The organism is Acaryochloris thomasi RCC1774 (genome assembly GCF_003231495.1).
Lineage (GTDB): Bacteria > Cyanobacteriota > Cyanobacteriia > Thermosynechococcales > Thermosynechococcaceae > RCC1774.
This window is the reverse complement of sequence record NZ_PQWO01000017.1, coordinates 38,362-59,772: the sequence shown is the minus strand read 5'-3', so window position 1 is coordinate 59,772 and position 21,411 is coordinate 38,362. Positions and strand designations below refer to the sequence as shown.

Annotated in this window: 20 protein-coding genes; 8 read left to right on the top strand and 12 right to left on the bottom strand. The window is 50.8% G+C overall.

The window, feature by feature from the left end:
- Positions 1-31: 31 nt before the first annotated feature.
- From C1752_RS21255 to C1752_RS21240, 4 genes are all read right to left on the bottom strand, one after another.
- Entirely contained in the window at positions 32-1,249 is a 1,218-nt protein-coding gene (locus tag C1752_RS21255) for a flotillin family protein (protein ID WP_110988067.1), read from the bottom strand.
- Positions 1,250-1,259: 10 nt separating this feature from the next.
- Entirely contained in the window at positions 1,260-2,648 is a 1,389-nt protein-coding gene (locus tag C1752_RS21250) for a flotillin family protein (RefSeq protein WP_110988066.1), read from the bottom strand.
- A gap of 43 nt (positions 2,649-2,691) precedes the next feature.
- Entirely contained in the window at positions 2,692-3,015 is a 324-nt protein-coding gene (locus C1752_RS21245) for an NfeD family protein (protein WP_110988065.1), read from the bottom strand.
- Between the two features lie 73 nt (positions 3,016-3,088).
- Positions 3,089-3,487 carry a hypothetical protein gene (locus C1752_RS21240; RefSeq protein ID WP_146242393.1) on the bottom strand — a complete coding sequence of 133 codons (399 nt, stop codon included), beginning with the start codon at positions 3,485-3,487 and terminating at the stop codon, positions 3,089-3,091.
- A 754-nt stretch (positions 3,488-4,241) separates the two neighbouring features.
- On the opposite strand from C1752_RS21240, the gene C1752_RS21230 reads away from it, so the two are divergent.
- The 4 genes from C1752_RS21230 to C1752_RS21215 all read left to right on the top strand — a co-directional run bounded on the left by C1752_RS21230 (position 4,242) and on the right by C1752_RS21215 (position 9,460).
- On the top strand, positions 4,242-4,940 hold the full coding sequence (locus tag C1752_RS21230) for a hypothetical protein (RefSeq protein WP_110988062.1): 699 nt from the start codon (positions 4,242-4,244) through the stop codon (positions 4,938-4,940).
- Between the two features lie 40 nt (positions 4,941-4,980).
- A complete protein-coding gene (locus C1752_RS21225; RefSeq protein WP_110988061.1) occupies positions 4,981-5,928 on the top strand; it encodes a DUF1822 family protein in 948 nt (315 codons plus the stop codon).
- Positions 5,929-5,940: 12 nt separating this feature from the next.
- Entirely contained in the window at positions 5,941-8,565 is a 2,625-nt protein-coding gene (locus C1752_RS21220) for an ABC transporter substrate-binding protein (protein WP_110988060.1), read from the top strand.
- Positions 8,566-8,743: 178 nt separating this feature from the next.
- Entirely contained in the window at positions 8,744-9,460 is a 717-nt protein-coding gene (locus C1752_RS21215) for a TPM domain-containing protein (protein WP_110988059.1), read from the top strand.
- Between the two features lie 156 nt (positions 9,461-9,616).
- Here C1752_RS21215 and psbD read toward each other — a convergent pair whose 3' ends face one another.
- From psbD to C1752_RS21200, 3 genes are all read right to left on the bottom strand, one after another.
- Complete coding sequence (psbD, locus tag C1752_RS21210) at positions 9,617-10,672, bottom strand: photosystem II reaction center subunit D2 (protein ID WP_110988058.1); 1,056 nt, start codon at positions 10,670-10,672, stop codon at positions 9,617-9,619.
- Between the two features lie 286 nt (positions 10,673-10,958).
- Positions 10,959-11,990, bottom strand: a complete 1,032-nt coding sequence (locus C1752_RS21205; RefSeq protein WP_110988057.1) for a M28 family peptidase — start codon at positions 11,988-11,990, stop codon at positions 10,959-10,961.
- A 98-nt stretch (positions 11,991-12,088) separates the two neighbouring features.
- Complete coding sequence (locus C1752_RS21200) at positions 12,089-12,781, bottom strand: hypothetical protein (protein ID WP_233501795.1); 693 nt, start codon at positions 12,779-12,781, stop codon at positions 12,089-12,091.
- Positions 12,782-12,898: 117 nt separating this feature from the next.
- On the opposite strand from C1752_RS21200, the gene C1752_RS21195 reads away from it, so the two are divergent.
- Complete coding sequence (locus C1752_RS21195) at positions 12,899-13,168, top strand: DUF3493 domain-containing protein (protein WP_110988056.1); 270 nt, start codon at positions 12,899-12,901, stop codon at positions 13,166-13,168.
- Here C1752_RS21195 and C1752_RS21190 read toward each other — a convergent pair.
- The 5 genes from C1752_RS21190 to C1752_RS21170 form a co-directional block, all read right to left on the bottom strand.
- Positions 13,165-13,812 (bottom strand): response regulator transcription factor, encoded by a 648-nt coding sequence (locus C1752_RS21190; RefSeq protein ID WP_110988055.1) that lies wholly within the window; start codon positions 13,810-13,812, stop codon positions 13,165-13,167. The two genes, C1752_RS21195 and C1752_RS21190, sit on opposite strands and share 4 nt — an antisense overlap.
- A gap of 151 nt (positions 13,813-13,963) precedes the next feature.
- Positions 13,964-14,992, bottom strand: coding sequence for a GTPase ObgE (obgE, locus tag C1752_RS21185; protein WP_110988054.1), 1,029 nt, complete (start codon positions 14,990-14,992; stop codon positions 13,964-13,966).
- Between the two features lie 124 nt (positions 14,993-15,116).
- A complete protein-coding gene (locus C1752_RS21180; protein WP_110988053.1) occupies positions 15,117-15,503 on the bottom strand; it encodes an Hpt domain-containing protein in 387 nt (128 codons plus the stop codon).
- Positions 15,504-15,558: 55 nt separating this feature from the next.
- Positions 15,559-16,728, bottom strand: a complete 1,170-nt coding sequence (locus C1752_RS29060) for a serine hydrolase (RefSeq protein ID WP_233501794.1) — start codon at positions 16,726-16,728, stop codon at positions 15,559-15,561.
- 473 nt (positions 16,729-17,201) lie between these two features.
- Positions 17,202-17,969: an RNA methyltransferase gene (locus C1752_RS21170; RefSeq protein WP_110988052.1), complete on the bottom strand. Its 768-nt coding sequence runs from the start codon at positions 17,967-17,969 to the stop codon at positions 17,202-17,204.
- 343 nt (positions 17,970-18,312) lie between these two features.
- On the opposite strand from C1752_RS21170, the gene murC reads away from it, so the two are divergent.
- From murC to C1752_RS21155, 3 genes are all read left to right on the top strand, one after another.
- Positions 18,313-19,821 (top strand): UDP-N-acetylmuramate--L-alanine ligase, encoded by a 1,509-nt coding sequence (gene murC / locus C1752_RS21165; RefSeq protein WP_110988051.1) that lies wholly within the window; start codon positions 18,313-18,315, stop codon positions 19,819-19,821.
- The gene (gene murB, locus C1752_RS21160; RefSeq protein ID WP_110988050.1) at positions 19,818-20,735 is read left to right on the top strand and encodes a UDP-N-acetylmuramate dehydrogenase; all 918 of its coding nucleotides are present in this window, start codon (positions 19,818-19,820) and stop codon (positions 20,733-20,735) included. Before murC ends, murB begins: the two co-directional genes overlap by 4 nt.
- A gap of 89 nt (positions 20,736-20,824) precedes the next feature.
- Positions 20,825-21,181, top strand: a complete 357-nt coding sequence (locus C1752_RS21155; RefSeq protein ID WP_110988049.1) for a YbaB/EbfC family nucleoid-associated protein — start codon at positions 20,825-20,827, stop codon at positions 21,179-21,181.
- Positions 21,182-21,411 lie beyond the last annotated feature (230 nt).

Sequence of the window (21,411 nt, the reverse complement as noted above, 5' to 3'; positions counted from 1 at the left end):
GGTGCGAAGCGACGGGGGGATCGAAGGCAGCCTATTTCCCTAGCATTCGATACATATCTATGCCGGTGGCTTGCTGGAATTGTTCTATGAAGGCGGCCAATTTAGTGGCGGTGGCCCCGTCTTGGGTATCGATAACGCTGACGTTTTTCACGCTTACTTCCGGGACGCTAGCGGCCATTAATTTGGTTAAAATATGCAGCTGCTGAAACATAAAAATGTCCTGAGCATTGGACCCAGCCGACTGCCAAGATTGCCCCAACTGTCGAGTGCCGGTGGCCTGGGCTTTACCTTCTTCGATAATGCGGGCGGCTTGGCCTTTGGCAGATGCGATCGCAACTTCACAGTCCGCTTCAGCTGGGGCAATCACTTCCGCTTGAAGCTGCTGCTCTACCTGATGAATTCGCTCTGTTTCCACAGCAGCTTCAGCCTTGACGCGAGCAACCTGGACCTCTACAACAGATTCAACCTCTGCGATCGCCGCTACCCTTTTTGTCAGCGCATCCCGTACCCGTTTTTCCGCATTAGCCTTGGCAATTTCTTCGTCCCGCTGCAGCTTTCGGAGTGCGGTACTGCGGAGGTTGGCCGAGTCCTTAATCACAGACTCGGCTCTGGACTGAGCTTCTGCAATGCGAGCGTCGCGGATCAGCTCTGCTTGCTGCTGACGCCCTAAAGAATCGAGATAGCTCACTTCGTCAGAAATGGTTTGAATTTGCAAGCTGTCCAATAAAAGGCCCAGTTTTTCTAGATCTTCTTCGGCCTCGTCTAAAAGGCTCTTGGCAAAGGCAAGCTGGTCGGAATTGGCCTGTTCTGGTGTGAGACTTGCTAGTACTCCCCGTAGATTTCCCTCTAGGGTTTCTTTCGCCAGTTGCTCAATCTGCTCCCGCTTTTTACCCAAGAGACGTTCAATGGCGTTGTGAATAGTCGGTTCTGTACTGGCAATTTTGATGTTGGCGACCCCTGTAACCGTCAGCGGAATGCCGCCTTTGGAATAGGCCCCGGTCACCTGCAGGTCAATAATCATATTCGTCAGATCCATGTGGAAGGTCTGCTCTAATAGGGGCACCTGCAGACTGCTGCCGCCCTTGACTAGGCGATAGCCCATGGACTGACCACTGGCTAATCGCGTCCGGCGACCGGCAAAGATCAAGACTTCGCTGGGTTGGCAAATGCGATAGAAGTTTTGAATGACGCCCCAGCCAGTGGCAACGCTAAGGCTTCCGAGGCCCATGAAGATGAGAATGAGTTCCATAATTGTTCCCCTATGCTTGTAGTTGATGAGAATGGCTATCCGAGGAAGGCAGTTGTGCCTGCGTCAGCGTGCCGACGACATCAATCCCCAGGGTTTCGTGGAGACTGTCTAGGAACTGGCGCACTACCTGGGGGTAAACTTTGACTAGGCTCGCGATGGCCTTACCATCGCCGTTGTCCACCACGCTGACCTGGTGCAGCTTCAGTCGCTCAGGAATCTGCACTGCCTCACGCAGCACGGTTTCGATCTGCTGACTTAAGAAGACTTGAGAGGCATCCGTGCCAATCTCTTGCCATACCTCAGCTAGCATGTCGTTGACGAGGGCCGCAGCGCGAGCGTTCTCCTCCAAAATGGCGGCGTTGCCCCGCTGTCGTAGCTCTGCGGCCTGCTGTTGTGCTTGAGCCGGTAAGATTTGATCGGCCTGCAGCCGCAAGCGCTCTACTTTGGCCCGGAGGGTTTGTAAGACTTGCTCCATTTTGGCCTGTCGTTCATTTGTCGCCGCGACGGTAATTTCTTCTTCAGAGCGCGCCTGTCGCTCCAGTTGGGCTGTGATTTTACGGAGCTGATTCTCCTGCTCAATGATCACAATCCGATCCTGAGTCTCGGCCACCTGCGACCGCTCCTGGCACTCAGCCTCCTCTTGTTCTGCCGCCGTTAGTGCATCAGACTCTGCCACTTCGGCATCACGCAAAATCATGGCGATTCGCTTGCGACCGAGAGAACTGAGGTAGTCGACATCGTCTGCAACGCTCTGAATTTTGAGAATATCTAAATGGAGCCCTAAGGTCTGCAGTTGTCGGCTGACATCTGAGGCAATATGTTCGGCAAATTTGAGACGATCTTCGTTGACCTGTTCTGGGGTTAGGGTGGCGACAACGCCGCGCAGATTGCCCGCCAATGTTTCTTGAGCGACTCGGATAATTTCTGTGCGTTTATGCCCCAAGAATCGCTCAATGGCATTACCGACCACCTTGGGATTGCTGGAGATTTTGATATTTGCGATCGCCTGAATATGCAAGGGAATTCCGCCTTTGGAATAGGCATTATGGACTTCCACCGGCACGGGCATCGTCGTGACATCCATCCGCTTCACCGTCTCCACGATGGGGATGCGCATCGCACGCCCCCCGGTGATCACGCGGTAGCCGACCCGCTGACCCTCTGGAGTGCGCCACTTACGCCCCGAGAGAATGACCACTTCGCTGGGCTTACAAATCACTAAGAAAGACTTCAAAAACCAAACGCTCAGCACACTACCGCAGACGGCTAAAGCCAGAGGCAATCCGACACCCAGAATATTAGAGGGGGGCTGAATTTCAACATCGAACCCCGGCTGAGTTGTGGTTCCTTCTGAAGACTGAGCGATGATCCGGTCAGTTGAATAAAGCTGCTTATTCATGGTTACCTCGATACAATTGCAAACGCTGGAAGTATGACTTTCGCTAAGTTTTGAAAGTCTGCTCTGAGACCACCCACACCCGATCGCCCTGGGTTGCCATCACAACGACACGATCGCCTAATTTGAACCCCTGAACGTCGTCAGTAAAGGCCCGCAGGTTAAGGGCAGAGCCATTGATATCCACCCGCACCTTGCCCTGACTGTGGTGATCAAACGGCATTTCCACCGTGCCCGCATGACCCACTAACTGCTCTAGCTGGATGAGACTGTCGATAACCTGGTCTCGCCGCCGCAGCCAGATGAGGGTTGCGATCGCAACCCCGCAACCGACACCAACGCCAATGGAAAAACAGATCAGTACAACCATGTTGGTTCACCATGAAAGTATTTATCAGGAGCGATGATCAGGCACAGCAGGGTATAAATAAGGACTCACCAGCTCAAACGCTAGGCAGTTGTGGCCTCCCCCGCTGAGGCTCGCCATGCTTCAGGGCGCATAGAAGTACAGACTTCTGAAATGCAGGAGGGAGATTAGATACATCTTGCTGTTCTTGAAACGTCCACCGTACAAATGCATCAAAAGACATCTGCTTTTGAACTTCATCAATCGAGCACTGACAGAATCCGGGCGGCGCTTCACCACTCCGCTCACATCCCTTCATGAAGGCTTGCACAGCGATAGAGGGGTACTCTGACGGGGGACGTTGAGAGAACGTGGAACGATCTTTCTCTGGAGCAGCTTGCTGATCATTTGCGGGTAGACAAGCAGCGACAGCACTCGTTAAGGCCGTCGGCGATGGAGTCTTTGGATTTTGCTGCAGCGCGAGAGAAAATTTCATGTAATCTCCGAAGCTCATGGTTCGCTGCAGTTCTCAAATGGTGCATTCACAGTAGGACTGAGGAACATGACTATCTTTGGAACATGCTGCGAGATAAGTCTCAACGACAACCGATGGATAGGGCTGAGCCTGACCTACAGCGGGTGGTGCCGTCATGCCGGAAAGGATAGCGCTGACGGTTCATCCAATACAGCGAGTTGTGATTCGCATGATTTAAATGCCTCATTGAGTAAAGAGTCCTAGAATATTTGGCGAAATTTTTTTCAGATAGAATTGATGATGCAAACCGCCTCAAGAGGAGAATTGAAGAATAAAAATAACCCTCCGTTCGGCTTAGTTCTAGCGTCTGATGATGAACTTCAAAGAACAATTGGATATTTTCAGGATTTATTGGAAATCGGTAATGAGGACGTGACCCAAATGTTCTGGATAATTCTGTATTGCCTGCGCAACAGCCTTACCTAAAATTCATGCAGACGCTTGTGAAAACAACAGGACTGGATCGTGGAATTTCGTGGATTGATTTGGAGCCTTCACCACATGGGGTAAAAGAATCCGGCACATCTTTTGCCAAAACAGGCTAACAGTTGATGCCCGCAAACCCTTCTGATGTTCTATAGAGAAAAGTCATCCCTTTTTCTGCAAAATCGGAAAATATTAACCTCTGTAACGAAATGCAGAATATAGGACCATCAGTCCATAAGACCCTATGAATGGAGCCGAATTTTTGCACGAATAGGGGCCAAAAGCGCCAATGCTGGAGACCACAGTTCCTGATTCAAAAGAAATAGAGACCTTAGTGCTTACAAAGGAGGGACTCTCTCATTTCTCTTCAACCTCAGAGCCAGATATGGATGAGTCCATTGATCAAAAATTATTGGCGTTAGTGTTAGAAGCTCAAGGCCATCCTTCACAGTCCATTGCTCGGCAGCAAGCATTGACTCGGCTGGTGATCACCATTGAGCAGTCAGGGCAACTGAATCGATTGAGAAAGTATGCTCAGTTCTATTCAGCCCCTGCCTTTGCTGACCTATATAACGAGGCTAAACAGAAAATGTATTTCTATATCTGTCAGAAGCCTGAGCTTTACCGACGCGAGCATCCCGTGATGGCTTGGGTCAACAGTACGCTGAGCTTCAAGTTTCGAGAGCTGATGGGCGAACAGCCTGCTGTCCCTCTTTTTGAGCCGGATAAAATCCCCTATCCTGAGGCAGATCGTGAACATGAAAAACTTCAGGTTTTTCTAGAAACAGATCCAGAGGGCAAGCTGGCCGCCTATGCCGTTAGACATCACCCAACGGTTACGTTTCAATGTTTGGCGATCGCCCGTCATATCCAAGGCAAAACCTGGCGAGAGCTGGCGGACCAAACCGGCATCCCGATCCAAACGCTGTCCTGTTTTTTCCAGCGGACTCTGCAGAAACTACTGCCCTACTTTAATCAGTATCTCTAGAATTACTCCTTAGAACCTGTCGTTGCTTTAACCCTTACCTATGACCTCTTCAACTTCAATCTCAGGTTTTCCGGTTCCGCTGACTTCTAAAGCCTGGAACATTGCCCAAAAACAGGTACAGCCGCAGTTCGATGCCGATCACAATCAGCAGCAGTTTCGCAATGGTCTAGCGGTTTATGCCGTTGATTTTTATCTGAAATGCATGGCCTTTGAGGTTGAACCGCGCCACAGTTCCATTCTTTCCCAGCTGCTAGAGGGAGCAGATCTCGTGGTCAAAGATATGGGCCGACTGGAGTGCTGCCCGATCCAGGCTGGCGAGACAACCTTTCAGGTGCCGGTGGATGCTTGGTGCGATCGCATCGCCTACGTAATGGTGCAGATTGAAGATCATCTTGAGCAGGCTCAAATTCTAGGCTTTAATCCTCAGCCCATTCCACCCAGCGGAAAAATTTTCCTTAGTCAGCTTCAGCCTATTGAAGCACTCCCTCAGTACCTGCATGAGAGTCAAACTACGGTCCTAAGTCAAGTCTGGGCCTGGGCAAGAGAACAAGGGAATATACTGGTAGAGTCTGCTGTGGGAGCATTCCACGGGTGGCAGCTATCGCAAGACTTCACGTTGGCAGAGATGAGCCTCGCCACTCGCAGCGTTGAGGCTGAGAAGCTCCAGTTATCTGCTTCTGACCTTCGTGATCAGGCGTTGGTGTCCAAAACGATTCAGCTCCATGATCTTAATGTGGAAGTGATCATGGCTCTATCGCCGAAAGCAGAGGGTAGCTTCAAAATTGAACTAGTCATTGAGGCTGAGCAGCCACTGCCCAGTAATCTACAGCTTGCCGTTGTCGATGCCGCCGGACAGACCTTTCAGCAGCTCTCGCCAACGAGTAGTGGTGACCTGATTCCTCGACCCTTTAGTGCGGCTCTCGATGAACGTTTCTATCTTCAACTGAGCTATGGCGAGGCCCAACACGTTGAAAATTTTGTCATTTAGGCGAGTAAAGTGATGCATATTATCGTGCTGAGGCTGCGGGGCCAACTGTCTGAAGGGGTCCAAGCTGCACTGGAGTGGCGCACAGAAGGAAGCTTTCAAACCCAGGGCACCCTGCTGGGCACTTTGACACCGAATACCGATCTAACGACTCTCTATGCAGACTGGCACGGATACTACTGCAATTTGGGTGAAGCCACTCGACTCGAATTTGAAGCGGCCTCAGCACAGAGTCTGAATCTAAGGCGCAAAAAGCAGCAGGCTAAGCAGCAGTGTGATGCTGCTGCCCAGCAATTGGAGAGTCGCTTTCGGCAATGGCTCAACGCCTCTGGAGATTTTCAGCGCATCACTCGTCAGCTTTCTGAAGTTTATGGTGCTTCTGAGGATATCCGGCTGCTGATTCGAACGGATAACCCTGAGCTGCAGCGGCTACCGTGGCATCTTTGGGATCAGTTACAGCGACACGATCGCCAAATTCCTATTTCGCTAGGTTCTCTAGAGTATCAGCAGGGTCAGGCCAGTACCTTGACCTCTCCGGTGCGGGTGTTGGCAATATTGGGATGCGATCGCAACCTTAACCTAACCCCAGACCTAGAAATCCTCAATGCGATTCCCCACATCGAGCTAACCTGTCTCGAACAGCCTAATCGTCATCAAGTTGCTCAAGCCCTCATGCATGAACAGGGCTGGGATATCTTATTCTTCGCTGGCCACAGCCGCACAGAAGACCAGCGAGGCATCTTATCCATTAACGAGACCGATAGCTTTACCTCGAAAGAACTCCATCATCATCTAAGGATCGCAGCCGCCAGTGGACTGAAAATCTGCATCTTCAATTCCTGTGATGGTTTAGGATTAGCGCGTCATCTCTCAGATCTAAAGATTCCCTACGTCATCTACATGCGAGAGCCGGTCCCTGATCCGGTCGCCCACCGTTTTTTCCAGTCTTTTATCCAACAGTTCTCAATTGCGGGTCGCTCAATTCACCACGCGGTGCTGGCGGCCCAGCATGATCTAGAGGCTCTTCAAGATCGTTTTCCCTATGCAACTTGGCTACCGACCCTCTTCCAGCAGCCTCAGGCTACTGCTCTGACTTGGCCTCAGGCCCCTACTGTGCCGAACAGATTACTCAAGCCTCTTCGTCTTTGGGCAAAATGTGGGGGAATTCTGGGTGCTGTCGCTGCGGGCATTCTACTCGTAGCACAGCCCTGGAGAAATCCATTAACTCATCCGCTGCAAGGTGACTACATCAGCACGGGCGAGGAGATTCTAGGGTCTCGTCCGGTTCACAAAGTTAAAGCAGTTCGTTTGCTGGCCCAGGCAAAGTATCAAGAGGGTATCCAGAAACTACTGGAATCTTGGCAAGACGATGGAGCCGATCCTGAAACGCTGATCTATCTCAACAATGCGATCATAGATGCCTCTCAAATCAAGCACCACACGATTGCCGTGAGCGTTCCATTTCTGCATCGTCAAGATAACAACCAAATTTCAAGTCACGCATTGGCTTATCAACTCCTTCGAGGCATTGCCCAGGCCCAGACAGAGGCCAATCTCAATCTAGGTAAGCTGCCAAAACCGCTAGATGTCTCATTTCTGAAACCAAACCCTGTGGGTGACCAAATCGGTCTCAAAGTTGTGATTGCCGATGACTGGAACGTGGCCGATCAAGCTCAGCAGCGAGCACGGGATCTAGTCTCTAACCCGAGGATTATGGGGGTGGTGGGTCACTACGCTAGCGACATGTCTGAACCTACAATCCCCATCTATCGGGAGCATCAGGTTCCGGTCATTTCGCCGGGTTCGACAGCCAAGGATCTGGTGCAAATGGGTGGGGGATACTTTTTCCGTACGGTTCCGGTCACAACGGTGGAAGCAACGTCTGTCGCGAACCATCTGATCAAAACCAATCAGAAAAAAGTGATGATTTACTACAACCCTCAGAGTCCCTTTACCCACTCTTTTTGGGATGACTTCAAGGACATCTATCAGCAAGCAGGCGGCCAGATCGTTCGGCAGGTGCAGCAAAACGATCCACTCTCAGATTTAGCTAGCCCTGGATTTGATCCTGAAGATGCGATCGCAACCCTAGCCCAATACGGCAACCCCAGTGAGATTGCAATCCTGCTGGTTCCAGACGGCGAAGTCTCTCCGGCTCAGGAGAACGCCTTTCAACTGATTGCTGCCAACGCCGGACGCCACGCCATCGTCGGTTCGTGGGGAATCCACAACGCTAAAACCTTAGAAGTGCTGCCGAATGTACGCCAGCCATCCCTTGTCGTCTCTGTCCCCTGGCATCCTGCCACTAGCCCCAACCCAGATTTCCCCAAGCACACAGCCCAACTGTGGGGCACCTCGATTCAAGGACAAACGGCCCTGACCTATGATGCAACGCGTGCCATGATTGCTGCCTTGCGGACCCAGACTCAACCTAGTCCGACAGGAACCCGTAATGCCCTAGCTGACCCTAGCTTCAGTGTTTGGGGGGCAACCGGGAAGATTGCCTTTGAGAAGAGTGGCGATCGCAAGTTCCCTCCACAGGTATTGATTGAGCCCCTGCAGTGCAACTCAAAAATAGATTTCGTACCCCTTGACAATACCTGTCAAACAGAAACTCAGAAACAAGAGTCTTTTTCCTGATCCGAAGCGTTTCTCTGCAGCTTCGGAAAGAGACGGAATCTCCCTAAAGCTAATTCGAGCCGTTGAGGATCGCATGACAAAGATCTGAAAAAACCCGATTGTAGTGCTCCTATTTTTACAGGAAGCTACTCATAACAGCACAAGGACAGTGCTTTCAGTTACAACTACGAGGCAACGAATGCTAGCTTCTACGCCCTTCAAAATTCAGTGTGCAGGTTTTGCAAGTGCTGCAGCCATTGCGAGTTCAACTTTGCCTGCGATCGCCGTTTCTATTGAACAAGTTCCCAACCCGCGACAGAACAATGGTGGTTGGGTCACTGATATGGCTGATGTTTTGAGCGCGCCGACAGAGCTGAAGCTTAATCAGATGATCTCAGAGCTAGAGGCTGAAAATAGTAGTGAGATTGCAGTGGTCACGGTCCCAGAGACTTCTCCCTCGAAATCTCCAAAGACATTTGCAACCGAGTTGTTTAATACTTGGGGGATTGGTAAAAAAGGGAAAGATAATGGCGTCTTATTTTTGGTCTCAAAGGGCGATCGTAGAGTAGAAATTGAGACCGGCTATGGCATCGAACCCATCTTGCCCAATACCGAAGTGAAGCAGCTCATTGACGATCAGATTATCCCCAGTCTCAAGCAAGATCACTTTGATCAAGGCGTTCTTTCGGGAACATCGGTTTTAGTCACAGCATTGCAAAACAAGGACTCAGGTCGTTCGAGCCGCCCCTGGTCTACGTGGATTAAGCAATGGTGGAAGATAATGCTCTTCGGTATTTTATGGTTATGCTCTCTATTCTTTAATCGAGGAAGTAGCCACAATCATCATGCAGGGAGTAGCGGTGGAGGTTTTGGAGGTGGTTCCAGTGGAGGTGGGGGTGCTGGAGGTGGTTTTTAGAATCAACCTTCCGGCTCACCTATTGACTTATCAATTACAACATTCAGATAGATGATTTAGCTGGCTGGAAGCTTCCAGATGGCTAAGCATAAAAAAGGAGCCTCGACTAGCAAGGCTCCTTTCAGCTATAAAGCTAAAACTTTGACATCTTTCTCTTTAGAGAGCATTACCGCGAGGCAGTACTTCTTCAGGGAAGATGAAGTTTTCATGAGGCTGGTCTTGCGGAGCCATCCAGGCACGCAGACCTTCGTTGAGCAGAATATTCTTGGTGTAGAACGTCTCAAACTCAGGGTCTTCTGCCGCTCTGACTTCCTGAGAGATGAAGTCGTAGCTACGCAGGTTCAAAGCAATACCCACAATTCCAATCGATGCCATCCATAGACCGGTAACCGGTACAAACAGCATGAAGAAGTGCAGCCAGCGCTTGTTGGAGAAAGCAATACCGAAAATCTGTGACCAGAAACGGTTTGCTGTGACCATTGAATAGGTCTCTTCTGCTTGAGTCGGGTTGAAGGCACCAAAAGTGCTGGACTCTGAACCGTCTTCAAACAAGGTGTTCTCCACTGTGGCACCGTGAATCGCACATAGAAGCGCGCCACCCAACACACCGGCAACGCCCATCATGTGAAAGGGGTTGAGGGTGAAGTTGTGGAAACCTTGAACAAACAGAATGAATCTAAAGATGCCCGCGACACCAAAGCTCGGTGCAAAGAACCAGCTTGACTGGCCCAAGGGGTACATCAAAAAGACTGAGACAAAAACTGCAATGGGTGCACTAAAGGCAATGGCGTTGTAAGGACGCACGCCGACAAGACGCGCAATCTCAAACTGACGCAGCATGAAGCCCACCAGTGAAATGGCACCGTGCAGTGCCACAAAAGTCCACAGGCCGCCCAGCTGGAACCAGCGGGTCAGGTTACCCTGTGCTTCGGGTCCCCAAGGTAGTAAGAGGGAGTGCCCTAAGCTATCGGGAGGTGTGGAAATGGCAACGGTCAAAAAGTTGCAGCCCTCTAGGTAGGAGCTGGCAAGACCGTGGGAATACCAAGATGTAACGAAGGTTGTGCCGGTAAACCATCCACCCAGTGCCAAAAAGGCGGTGGGGAATAGTAAAACGCCGGACCAACCAATAAAGACGAACCGATCACGCTTGAGCCAGTCGTCGAGGACGTCAAACCATCCTCGCTCTTGGCCGCGTCCGACTGCTATGGTCATGGACAATTCTCCGGATAATAATGGCAAATTTCACAAATAGACTCAGCCACTCGCTTAACTGATAATGATGGTGGCTCATCAGAATTAAATATGAGCCTCAACGAGTGATTGTTTAAGTTTCTTTATGATTTGTACGTTTTCTCATTATATAGAGAAGTTCTAAGATTTTCATCCAATAGAGCGGATTAGGTCATAAGCGATGCTCCTTCTAGGGTAAGCAGCTATGGAGCAGAGCCGAATCAAAAATTAATATAAAGATGCCCAATTCTCATAATCACGGGCGATCTTAAGGGCGAGGCGTGAGTAGTGGGGTTTGTCCAGCTAAGAGGCCAGAGGTGGCGTTGGCGACTATTTGCGTTACGCCCTGGAAAAAGTCGCGGTCGAAGGTGTCAGGGGTGTCGCTACTGCGATGGTAGTGAGGATTCCGCAAGAAGGCGGTATCTGTGACCATGACGGCACCCACGTTCTTGAACCAAAAGGGGGTGTGGTCGCTCAGCAGCAACATGGGGGACAGTAGGCCTTTTGCGGGGACCGGTAGGGTCAAGGTAGTGGGCAGATTGGCATCCGTTCGTTCAAAGGCTTCTAACAGTGGGCGATGTTCGGTGTCTCCGACGACGGCGAGAAAGTCACCGACTTTACTGGGGGTGGCGATGGACAAGCCTGCGGGTTGTTGCTGGCATCCCTCTGTATAGCAGGCATAGCCCAGCATTTCCAGAACGACAACCCCTGCTACATTTTCTAGATTGCGAGCTTCTTCGACATAGGCGGAGCTGCCCACTAATTGAGCTTCTTCTTGATCAAAGAGAACAATCTGCAGCGTCCGGTTTGTAGGGCGGTTGCCTAAAATGCTGGCGACTTCGAGCGCTGCGGCCACGCCGCTGGCATTGTCGTCTGCGCCTGGAGATCCTCTAACGCTGTCATAGTGGGCGGCGACTAGGATTTTCTCTGCGCTGGGATCGGCATCGGGACGTTGGGCGACAAGATTAACGCCGGTGTCAAAGGTTTGTTCACTGATCACCCATCCCTCGGCTTGCAGAACCTCTGAAGCGTAGTCACGGGTGCGTCGGCGATCGTCCTCTGTAAATCGCTCATGATTGAGGGCTTCCATATGCCCCATCAATCGCTCAATACTCACCTGTGGAGCTGGGGGCTGAGCCGATGCTGTCGGTTCTGGAATGGGGGCTGGGCTTGCCGGGGCTGCTGTAGGGATGGGGTCTGTTGGGGGGGCAATGCTGTTGCAGGCGATCAGCGTTAGGGAAAGTGCGATCGCAAATAATCCTAAGACTTGTCCCCATCTTACCCACTTTGCTCGACGCACCCATTCACTCCAATACTTCAAAACTGTCTAGTTTCCACATATATGCAATCCAACATTTAGACGCTTGACAGCTAGTAATCGTGCCCCATCTCAAAAATCTAGGCCTGGGGCCGGGCCATGACTTCTTTTCCCCACTGGGCGCGACTTCCCCAAGGCTGCAGAGCAGAGGGGAGCTGCCAATGTTTCCAGTTGAAATCATCTTTTGCGGCCCAAGCCAGATCGACGGTCTGAGGGATATGGGCTGAGCTGCTGTATTTCAAGTCGGCCTGATATTCTGCGACAAGCTTGGGATCTTGTTTCATCTCAGGGGACTGAAGATAGAGAACCGCACAGCGATAGCGCTGCTGCCACCCTGCGATCGCAAACTCCAGCTTCTCCGCTGAGGTATTGCAGACAACGGCAGCACAGCCCCACCACCAGGCTGCAACCACCCACTGCGGAAGGCTCAGATCATGGGCAATCGCTTCTTCCCAGAGCTGATCGTGACAGGTGAGTAAATGCAAGAGTTGAGGGTGAGTGGTGATTGAGTTGCGATCGCATTTCCAAACGGGAGCCGGGGGTTCCTGTTCAGGCCGCTTATCTCGCCAAGTCTTCATCAGAGCATCAATCCGAAGGTTTAGCACATCAGTATCTGGCTCATCGTACGACCAATGACGATCTTGCAGTCCCTCAGGGAAAAACGTTTCAAGCTGACAGAGGACCGATAGCTGCTCAGCACCCAAAAGCTGTTGTGTTGCAAAAATCCGCAATGGCACCGGCATTTGGTCGGTTTCAAGAGAAGGCTGAGGCATAGGAACTCCTGCTGAGAATGAGCCACACGCTCAAACTAAAACGTGAGACTTGAGCCAGATTGATATGATTAGTATTCTAGTCCCCCTGCCACCCCGTCTAAAGCCGACTGCACCTGCATGACAAATCCCAACTCATCTAACCCCAAAAACTCCCTTGATCCAGAACGCCTAGAGCGCCTGCGGGCTGAAGCCAAAGCACCTTTCCGAGGCCTGAGGCAGTTTTTCTACATCGCCTTTGCCGCCTCTGCTTTGCTAGGAGGCTTCATCTTCTTCTTCAAGCTTCTAGCCGGAGAAGACTTCAGCACGACCTTCTTTAACCTAATGGTGCAGCTCAGTGTTTTTGGTTTGATGGTTGGCCTACTGTGGCTGGAACGTCGCCCATCTTAGATCATGCGTTGTTCAATGGCCCAGCGAGCAAGCTCTGTCCGGTTGTTGAGTCCCGTTTTGCCCAGCATATTGCTGACGTGACTCTCAACCGTACGCTGACTCACGCTTAACCCTGCCGCAATTTCACGGTTTGACATGCCCTTCGCCACCAGCTGAATCACCTTTTGTTCTGTCGGTGTCAAATCAACATCAAAAGGAACATTAATGGAGACTTCACCCTCAATGGGGGCATTCTGTTGCTGCTGCATTCGCGCCGTTTGTTTCAGCGATGCCTCAATTTGAGCGACTAATTCATCCGGTTCGAAGGGCTTCACCATGTAAACATCGGCCCCAGTATTCAAACCTGTAACTCGATCCTGAATTTGTCCTTTTGCAGATAAAAATAAGACCGGTAACCAGCTCGTTTGAGGATTGTCGCGAACCCGCTTTACAAACGAATAGCCGTCCATCTCTGGCATCATGACATCGCAAATAATCAGACTGGGCAAATTTTGCTCCAGAACTCTCAATGCCTCGCGGCCATTCTTTGCGGTGACCACTTCGTAGCCCCGCAGCTCTAAATAATCTTTCACCAATAAAACAAGGTTCGGATCATCATCAATGAGCAGCAGTTTATTTTGTTCAGTGGTGCTTAGGTCTGGCATGCTTAAGGGTCCAATCTGGAGTCTATATTGATTCGCTAATATCAGGCTGCGACCGGGCAAGATCGCGTACAAAAATGATTAAAACAACGATAAATCTTCAAAACGATACGAAAATAAATAAACCTATGCTGACTCTACTGTTTATTTTGACCTAAGAAATGACATTCATGTTGGTGGTTACGGATTTTTTAATGACTTCAAGTTGTGACCAGATCTTTTGTAGTAAAGGATCGAGGCCTGTCTTCGCCACAGCAGAAATCGTCAGGACAGGAGTTGCTGTTGCCTGCTGGACTTGCTCCAGAGTGTGCCCCAACTGTTCAGGCAATATTGCATCGACTTTATTTAAGACCACAATCTGGTGTCGTTGGGCCAGGTCACGATTGTAGGCCTGCAATTCTTTCTGGATTGTTTGGTAGTCTCGTACCGGATCTTCCGCAGTGGCATCAATCAGGTGAACTAACAATCGGGTTCGCTCGACATGCCGAAGAAAGTCATGCCCAAGGCCCGTTCCTTCATGGGCACCCGCGATTAGACCTGGAATATCGGCAAAGACAATTCCGTCCCCGCTCGGGTGAGGAACAACGCCTAAATTAGGGATCAAAGTGGTAAACGGATAGTCTGCAATTTTAGGACGCGCTGCAGATAGCACTGCTATCAGCGTTGATTTCCCGGCATTGGGTAGACCAATGATACCTACATCTGCCAGCAGCTTCAGCTCTAAACGGAGGTTCCGCTCTTGTCCCAACAGTCCAGGCAGCGAATGTTCGGGGGCGCGGGTTCGATTGCTCAGAAAATGCTTGTTTCCCAGCCCCCCTTTGCCACCGATGGCAACGATCAAAGTTTGATCGACCTCTGTCAGATCACCAAGTAGTTCACCCGAGTCAACATCGTATACCGCCGTGCCGCAGGGAACTTCGACGTTCAGATCATCTCCTCCCGCTCCCGTCAAATTTTTGGGGCCTCCCTTTCGCCCATCCTGGGCTGCAAAGATCCGGGAATATTTGAAGTCTAATAAAGTCTGGAGGTTCGACACAGCCTGCAAAATGACGGAGCCACCTTTCCCACCATTGCCGCCTGCCGGTCCGCCCGCTGGCACATATTTCTCGCGCCGGAAGGCCACCATTCCATCGCCCCCCTTGCCGCCTTGCACTCGAATGTCTGCCTGATCAATAAATCGCATCTAGCGGTTAGTACCCCAACATATTTACTCTGATTGTAGAGGTTGGCCCTGTGATCCATCACTTTGGAGCGCGACAAAACTTGAAAACCCTTTCTATAAATTGGATCTGATGCAGGGCTGCAGGCTAGACCTTGGACCATTCCTGGACCTGATCGGTTAGATCAACAAAAACACGCTTTAGATCAGCTAGGTGATGCTCACAGCGCTCAGCTAATTCCTGCTTTGCATCCTGTTCTAACTGCGCCGCGATGCTTTGAAAGGCATCGGCACCGATATTGCCGCTGGCCCCCTTGAGTTGATGGGCTTCTTCATAAATAATCTCCAGCGTTTGAGAGATGTCACTCCTCTGTAAGCCTGTTGCTGAAGACATACCGTTAACTGCATCTTCTATTCTGTTCAGGTGCTGCCGTGCATCCGTTACGAATAGATCCAAGAGTTCTTGCTCAAACTCAATATCTCCCCCAGAGTATTCTTGTAACCGATTGCGATTGATGGGCGCTGACAAAGTCATGAACGTAACATCCCAGTTGTATTGCAGGCCACGCCACGATGGAAGCGGCAGATGCCTATTGGGGTAGCTCTGGCTGAGTTTTTTGACTGAACACCTTGTAGGTCATGCGAGAAATCTTACGAATCAGCTCCTGAGCCCGAGGATCATTATGGGGACGTTCAACCATCACGGTTGCAACATACCGTTGACCGTTGGGCATCTCGATTAGACCTGTATCTCCGACAATTGAACCAATATCTCCGGTTTTATGAGCAATGCTGGCCGCTGAATCGAGTCCCCGAGGCAGCAGCGTTTTGGTCACCGTGTTGCGCATAATCTTGAGTGTCTGATCGCGACTCTCGATAGACAGTAGCTCGCCACGGCTTAGCTTCAGCATCAAGTTAGATAAATCTTGAGGGCTTATGGTGTTTGTCCCATCTAGATCAGGCAGTGGATTACGAATCTCAGTATGCTTCAGCCCCCACCCCCGGAACTGGCGGTTGAGACGATCTGCGCCACCCAGTAAATCAATCAGCATATTGGTCGCAGTATTGTCGCTGATGGTGATCATTTTCTGCGCTGTTTCCAGGGCGCTGAACTCAGTCCCGGGGGGCTGATACTGCATCGTCCCTGACTCTGTTGCAATCAGATCAGGACGCATGACCAGCTTATCGTCAAGGTTAACTTCACCCGCATCAATCGCCTGGAAGAAGGCCAGCAGTACAGGTACCTTGATAGTGCTGGCCGCAGAAAAAGCTTGGTCTCCAGCAATATCAAGAGTTGCGCCTGTGTCTGCATTCAGGAAGTACATGCCTGGCGTCAAACCCTTTTGGGCCGCCGCCATTTGCCCAATTTCCGATTTCAGAGCATCGAGCGCTAGCTGTTGGGGGTGTCGTGGCTTGCTGACTTTTGGTTGCTTTGCCTCTTCTGCGAGGGTTGCATTGATAGATGAGTTAAGTGTACTTGGAGAACCTGAAGGGCCTAACGCCTGTACTGTGGCTTCCGGGACAGATAAAACCTCTGTTGAGCGAGTTGATAGTGTTGACTTAGGCGTTGGATCGACAATGGCAAGAATTGTGCCTGCGATCGCACCTACCCCTAACCCTGTCACCAAGAGCCGAACCGGGTAAAGGATCGGACGCTGTGCAGAAGTTTCATTGCGAGAGGAATTTAACGGCGCTCGCTTAGATGGGATGGCTTTTGTGCGGGTCTCGACCACCGGTGACACCACAGGTTTTCGATTCACTGCTGATTGACTAGCGATTGTGAAGCGAGGAGCAGTGGCTGTTTGCAGAGGCTTTATCTGGGGCGACCTTGTCCGTGATGAAGGCGTAGACGAAATCATCGGGGAGCGACGCTTTGACGCTATGCCATGGGCCACGTTTCGAGAGCTTCCCTGAGGAGATGGAGTGTTGCGATGGAACGAAACGGTTCGAGACCGTTGATGGGCACGCTGCCGTCGCTGTTTAAGAAGGTATCGACGTTTTCGGTAACTTAATGTTTGTCCAGAGCTTTGTAACACTGGGAATTCTCCTCGATTAAGCGACCTAAAATATACGGCCATGAATGCTAGCACGCTACAGTTGCTAGAGGAATTTCACCGATCCTACAACCGGTCTAAATTGTTCTTGCTACTCTAGCGCCTTGTGTACTGGCTGTATCAAAGTATCTGTTTTTTGGCAATATTGCCAAGGTTCTCGAACAATGCAGACCCAAATCTTAACGAATTTGCGACAGCTTCCAGCTAATCTGGCGATGAATACCGCGCAGCATTGCAACCTCTGATTCTGAGAGATTGGCTCGATTAAACAATCGCCGCAGCTTCATCATCCGTGCCTGGGCCGTATGAGGGTATAGAAACCCAACCTCCAACAAGAGTGCCTCTAGCTGCTCGTAGTGGGCTTCTATTTGATCAAGCGTTGCAGGCACATGGTCGCGGGGTAAGATGTTGTGCGGTTCTACTATAGGTGCAGGAAGGTCAGGACCGGAATGAATGATCGCCTGACGCAGTTCATAGGTACAGACTGCAACGGCCTGAGCCAAGTTGAGCGCTTTGTACTCATCGCTGGTGGGAATGCACAAAAATCGCTGGGCATAGTTCAATTCCTGGTTGCTTAAGCCTCGATCCTCTGGACCAAAAATAAGGGCTGACGGGCAATCTAACAGCCACGGCAGCACGGTGCGAGGTGGATGCGGCTCAATAGCTAAATGACGCTGGCTCCGGGCTGTTGTGGCGATTGCTCGCTGGCAACCCGAAAGGGCCTCTGGTAAAGTTGCAACTTGCTGAGCTGATTCAAGTAAGTCTTTAGCATGAACTGCCATCCATTGGGCCTCTTGCCCCAGGGGATCGCATTGAGGGTTTACAAAGGTAAGGTGCTGCAGCCCCATGTTCTTCATGACTCGGGCCACGGAGCCTACATTGGCTGCCCCAGCAGGTTCAACCAAGACAACGCGAATATTATTGAGGGTTTGAGAGGAGAGACTCATCTATAGGTGGAGAGCCTTTAGCGATAGGGCGAGCATCCGTTTTTAGGGGGATAACGCCAGCAACATTACGGATAGAATGTGGGTCTCTAGCATACAGGCAAAGCTTCATCCTGCTTTACGAAAATTTGTGTTGACACAAATCCGACAATCCCGCACACTCTGGTTAAAACACGTGTTCTACTGGCGAGCTAGGCTCCGACCGTTAATCAATGTTTTGGGCAAAGATTAAGCAAATGTAGAGCCATCTGGGGGTAAGGCTTAGAATCTACCGAGATCTCAGTGGATTCCTGCTATGATGTCGCGTGTAATCCAGTGTGATGCGTGAAGGAGTAAAGCTGAAGAGATGCCTGATTCCGTTGATTTAACTGGTCGACCAGTCCACTTTATCGGGATTGGCGGCATCGGAATGTCGGCCCTTGCTCACGTGCTGGTTCAGCGAAATTTACCCATTTCTGGCTCGGATGTCCGTCAGAGTAGCATTACTCAGAAGCTACAGGCACTGGGTGCTCAGATTTTTTGGCGGCAGGATGCGGGTAATCTCACTCAACTTCTAGCGTCACAGGCCGAGGCAAATCAAAAGAGTCAGGATGCCTCTCCCGTTCTGCCTCAAGTCGTTTGTTCAACCGCGATTCATGCTGATAATCCCGAGTATCGGGCAGCAGTGGAGTTAGGTTGCCCGATCTTTCATCGTTCAGATGTACTAGCGGCCTTAATTAAGGAAACGCCCTGCGGTATTGCTGTGGCTGGAACGCATGGTAAGACGACGACTAGCAGTTTGTTGGGCTACGTTCTCTTAGAGGGGCGGTTAGATCCTTCAATTGTGGTGGGTGGAGAGGTGGCGGCCTGGAATGGTAATGCTCGGGTGGGTAATAGTCCTTACTTGGTTGCTGAGGCCGATGAGTCCGATGGGTCGCTCGTCAAGTTTTCTCCAAAAATGGGTGTGATTACGAATATTGAGCTCGATCATCCTGATCACTATACGACGCTGGATCAGGTACTCGAGATTTTTCAGGCTTTTGTCAACCACTGCCAATGTTTGATTGTGTGTATTGATTGCCCAAATATTCGTGAACGTCTGATTCCGGCAAATTCCACAAAAGAAATTTTGACCTACAGCCTCAACGAAGAGGTCGGGGCTGATTATTCTGTGCGACAGGTGATCTATACGGCCTCTGGGACAGTTGCACAAGTCCTGGAAAAGGGAGAGTTATTGGGAGAGATGCATCTCAATTTGCTGGGAGAGCATAATCTGAGTAATGCGCTGGCTGCAGTTGCGATCGCACGTCAACTCAACCTAGACTTTCCCACCATTGCTAATGCTATGGCTAGCTTCGAAGGGGCCAGACGACGGTTTGAACATCGCGGCGAAGCCCAAGGAATCTGCTTCATTGATGACTATGCCCACCATCCTAGTGAAATCACGGCGACTCTGGCTTCAGCGCGACTGCAGGTACAGCCGTCACAGTCAGCACCAGCCCCCATCTATAAGCGCGTAATCGCCGTCTTCCAGCCCCATCGCTTCAGCCGGACCCACACTTTTCTAGAAGAATTTAGCCAAGCCTTTAGCGACGCTGACGTCGTCCTTGTGACCGACATTTATAGTGCAGGTGAAGAGGATTCTGGCCTGATCGATGGCGAACAGGTGACGGCAAAAATTGCTGCTCATCATTCAGGTACCGTGTGCTACCAGCCCGAGCTTACAAATGTTACAAACTATCTTTGTCAGAATCTTTGCTCTGGTGATCTCGTCATGTTCTTAGGGGCGGGAAACTTGAACAGAATTATTCCTGATGTTCTTTCCCATTTCCAAGCTAAAGCAGCGGATTCCTTAGATAGGGTAGCGCTACCATGACTCCGATGCTCATTAACCTACCCTCTGGCAGCGAGATTCAGACGCAGTTCACTCTGTCAGATCTAACAACTTTCAAGGTCGGTGGTCCTGCTGAATGGTTTGTTGCACCGCAGTCCGTTGAAGATCTGCAGGCCAGCTATGTATGGGCCGTTGAGAATAATATCTCTGCTACCTTGCTGGGGGCAGGGTCTAACCTACTCATTAGCGATCAGGGATTACCTGGCTTAATTATCTCTACGCGTTTTCTCAAGCATCACAACTTTGATGAGCAAACCGGGCGAATCACGGTTGAAGCCGGCAAACCTCTCCCCAAGCTTGCCAAACAAGCCGCGCGCAAAGGCTGGGCCGGTCTAGAATGGGCGGTTGGAATCCCCGGGACCGTGGGTGGAGCCGTGGTGATGAATGCCGGTGCCCACGGCGGCTGCACCGCTGACAACTTAGTTGAGGCCCACGTTCTCAATCCCGACGGCTCTATTGAAATTTTGCCCGCATCAGCCCTCAACTATACCTACCGCTCATCTATCCTGCAGCAAGATAGACGTCCTCTGATTCGCGCCGTGCTGCAGCTGCAGCCAGGTGCAGATCCTAAGGTTGTGCAGACCACCACCCAGACTCACCTCAGCCATCGCCTCAATACCCAGCCCTACGACTGGCCAAGCTGTGGCAGCGTCTTTCGAAATCCCCTACCGCGCTCTGCAGGGTGGCTCATTGAGCAGGCGGGGCTGAAGGGCTACCAACTTGGTGGCGCTCAGGTTGCGCAGAAACATGCCAACTTTATTCTGAATTGTGGGCATGCTACGGCAAGTGATATCTTCAACTTGATTCGCCATGTTCAGCATCGCGTTGAGCAAGAATGGTCTCTCTCTCTGCATCCAGAAGTCAAGATGTTAGGAGAATTCTTTGAGGTTGCGTAGAGATATCCCAGTATCATGAAGAGAGTCTGTGCCGTACGGCCTAGATCTCGAAATCGTCAATACCCATCTATAGATTAAAGCTAGGAAATATGGCAGAAGGACAAGGACAAGGTTTTGGTTTCGGTCTCGGCAAAATGAAAGAGCTGGCTGAAGCCATTAAGAAAGCACAGCAGGTTCAAGAAGGTGCCAAGCAGCTGCAGGAAGACCTAGAGGCTATGGAAATCGGAGGCGAATCCGGTGGCGGCATGGTCAAAGTTTTCATGAGTGGTAACCAAGAACCCCTTCGAGTAGAAATTTCTCCAGCGGCCATTGAAGAAGGTGCTGAAGTTCTCTCTGATCTGGTCGCCGCTGCGATGAAAGATGCCTACGTCAAATCAACAGATACCATGCGAGAGCGGATGGAAGATTTGACCGGCGGGCTTGATCTGCCCGGTCTCAATATGTAATTTCAAGAGACCGTTGATCTTCGGCGATACTCTACAGCGATTCTGTTTGGGTAGAGTCGAGGCGTTGTCCCATTGATAATTCATTGATATCAGTACAAGACACGAGCGTTAGAGATAAAAATGCTCATGTCTTGTACTTTTTTTTGCTGCTCAGTCCTTGTATCATATGAAGTCACTGCGTTGTATAAGAAGCCATTGAGTAGATGGCTCGGAAATTAACAACTCGACAT

Excerpts from the sequence above, each read along its gene's own strand:
- C1752_RS21195 (WP_110988056.1), top strand. The coding sequence starts at position 12,899 with ATGACAAATCCCAACTCATCTAACCCCAAAAACTCCCTTGATCCAGAA.
- C1752_RS21155 (WP_110988049.1), top strand. The coding sequence starts at position 20,825 with ATGGCAGAAGGACAAGGACAAGGTTTTGGTTTCGGTCTCGGCAAAATG.
- C1752_RS21240 (WP_146242393.1), bottom strand. The coding sequence starts at position 3,487 with ATGAAATTTTCTCTCGCGCTGCAGCAAAATCCAAAGACTCCATCGCCG.
- psbD (WP_110988058.1), bottom strand. The coding sequence starts at position 10,672 with ATGACCATAGCAGTCGGACGCGGCCAAGAGCGAGGATGGTTTGACGTC.
- C1752_RS21250 (WP_110988066.1), bottom strand. The coding sequence starts at position 2,648 with ATGAATAAGCAGCTTTATTCAACTGACCGGATCATCGCTCAGTCTTCA.
- obgE (WP_110988054.1), bottom strand. The coding sequence starts at position 14,992 with ATGCGATTTATTGATCAGGCAGACATTCGAGTGCAAGGCGGCAAGGGG.
- C1752_RS21225 (WP_110988061.1), top strand. The coding sequence starts at position 4,981 with ATGACCTCTTCAACTTCAATCTCAGGTTTTCCGGTTCCGCTGACTTCT.
- C1752_RS21220 (WP_110988060.1), top strand. The coding sequence starts at position 5,941 with ATGCATATTATCGTGCTGAGGCTGCGGGGCCAACTGTCTGAAGGGGTC.
- C1752_RS21170 (WP_110988052.1), bottom strand. The coding sequence starts at position 17,969 with ATGAGTCTCTCCTCTCAAACCCTCAATAATATTCGCGTTGTCTTGGTT.
- C1752_RS21200 (WP_233501795.1), bottom strand. The coding sequence starts at position 12,781 with ATGCCTCAGCCTTCTCTTGAAACCGACCAAATGCCGGTGCCATTGCGG.
- C1752_RS21230 (WP_110988062.1), top strand. The coding sequence starts at position 4,242 with ATGCTGGAGACCACAGTTCCTGATTCAAAAGAAATAGAGACCTTAGTG.
- C1752_RS21180 (WP_110988053.1), bottom strand. The coding sequence starts at position 15,503 with ATGACTTTGTCAGCGCCCATCAATCGCAATCGGTTACAAGAATACTCT.
- murC (WP_110988051.1), top strand. The coding sequence starts at position 18,313 with ATGCCTGATTCCGTTGATTTAACTGGTCGACCAGTCCACTTTATCGGG.
- C1752_RS21190 (WP_110988055.1), bottom strand. The coding sequence starts at position 13,812 with ATGCCAGACCTAAGCACCACTGAACAAAATAAACTGCTGCTCATTGAT.
- C1752_RS21245 (WP_110988065.1), bottom strand. The coding sequence starts at position 3,015 with ATGGTTGTACTGATCTGTTTTTCCATTGGCGTTGGTGTCGGTTGCGGG.
- C1752_RS21215 (WP_110988059.1), top strand. The coding sequence starts at position 8,744 with ATGCTAGCTTCTACGCCCTTCAAAATTCAGTGTGCAGGTTTTGCAAGT.
- murB (WP_110988050.1), top strand. The coding sequence starts at position 19,818 with ATGACTCCGATGCTCATTAACCTACCCTCTGGCAGCGAGATTCAGACG.
- C1752_RS21255 (WP_110988067.1), bottom strand. The coding sequence starts at position 1,249 with ATGGAACTCATTCTCATCTTCATGGGCCTCGGAAGCCTTAGCGTTGCC.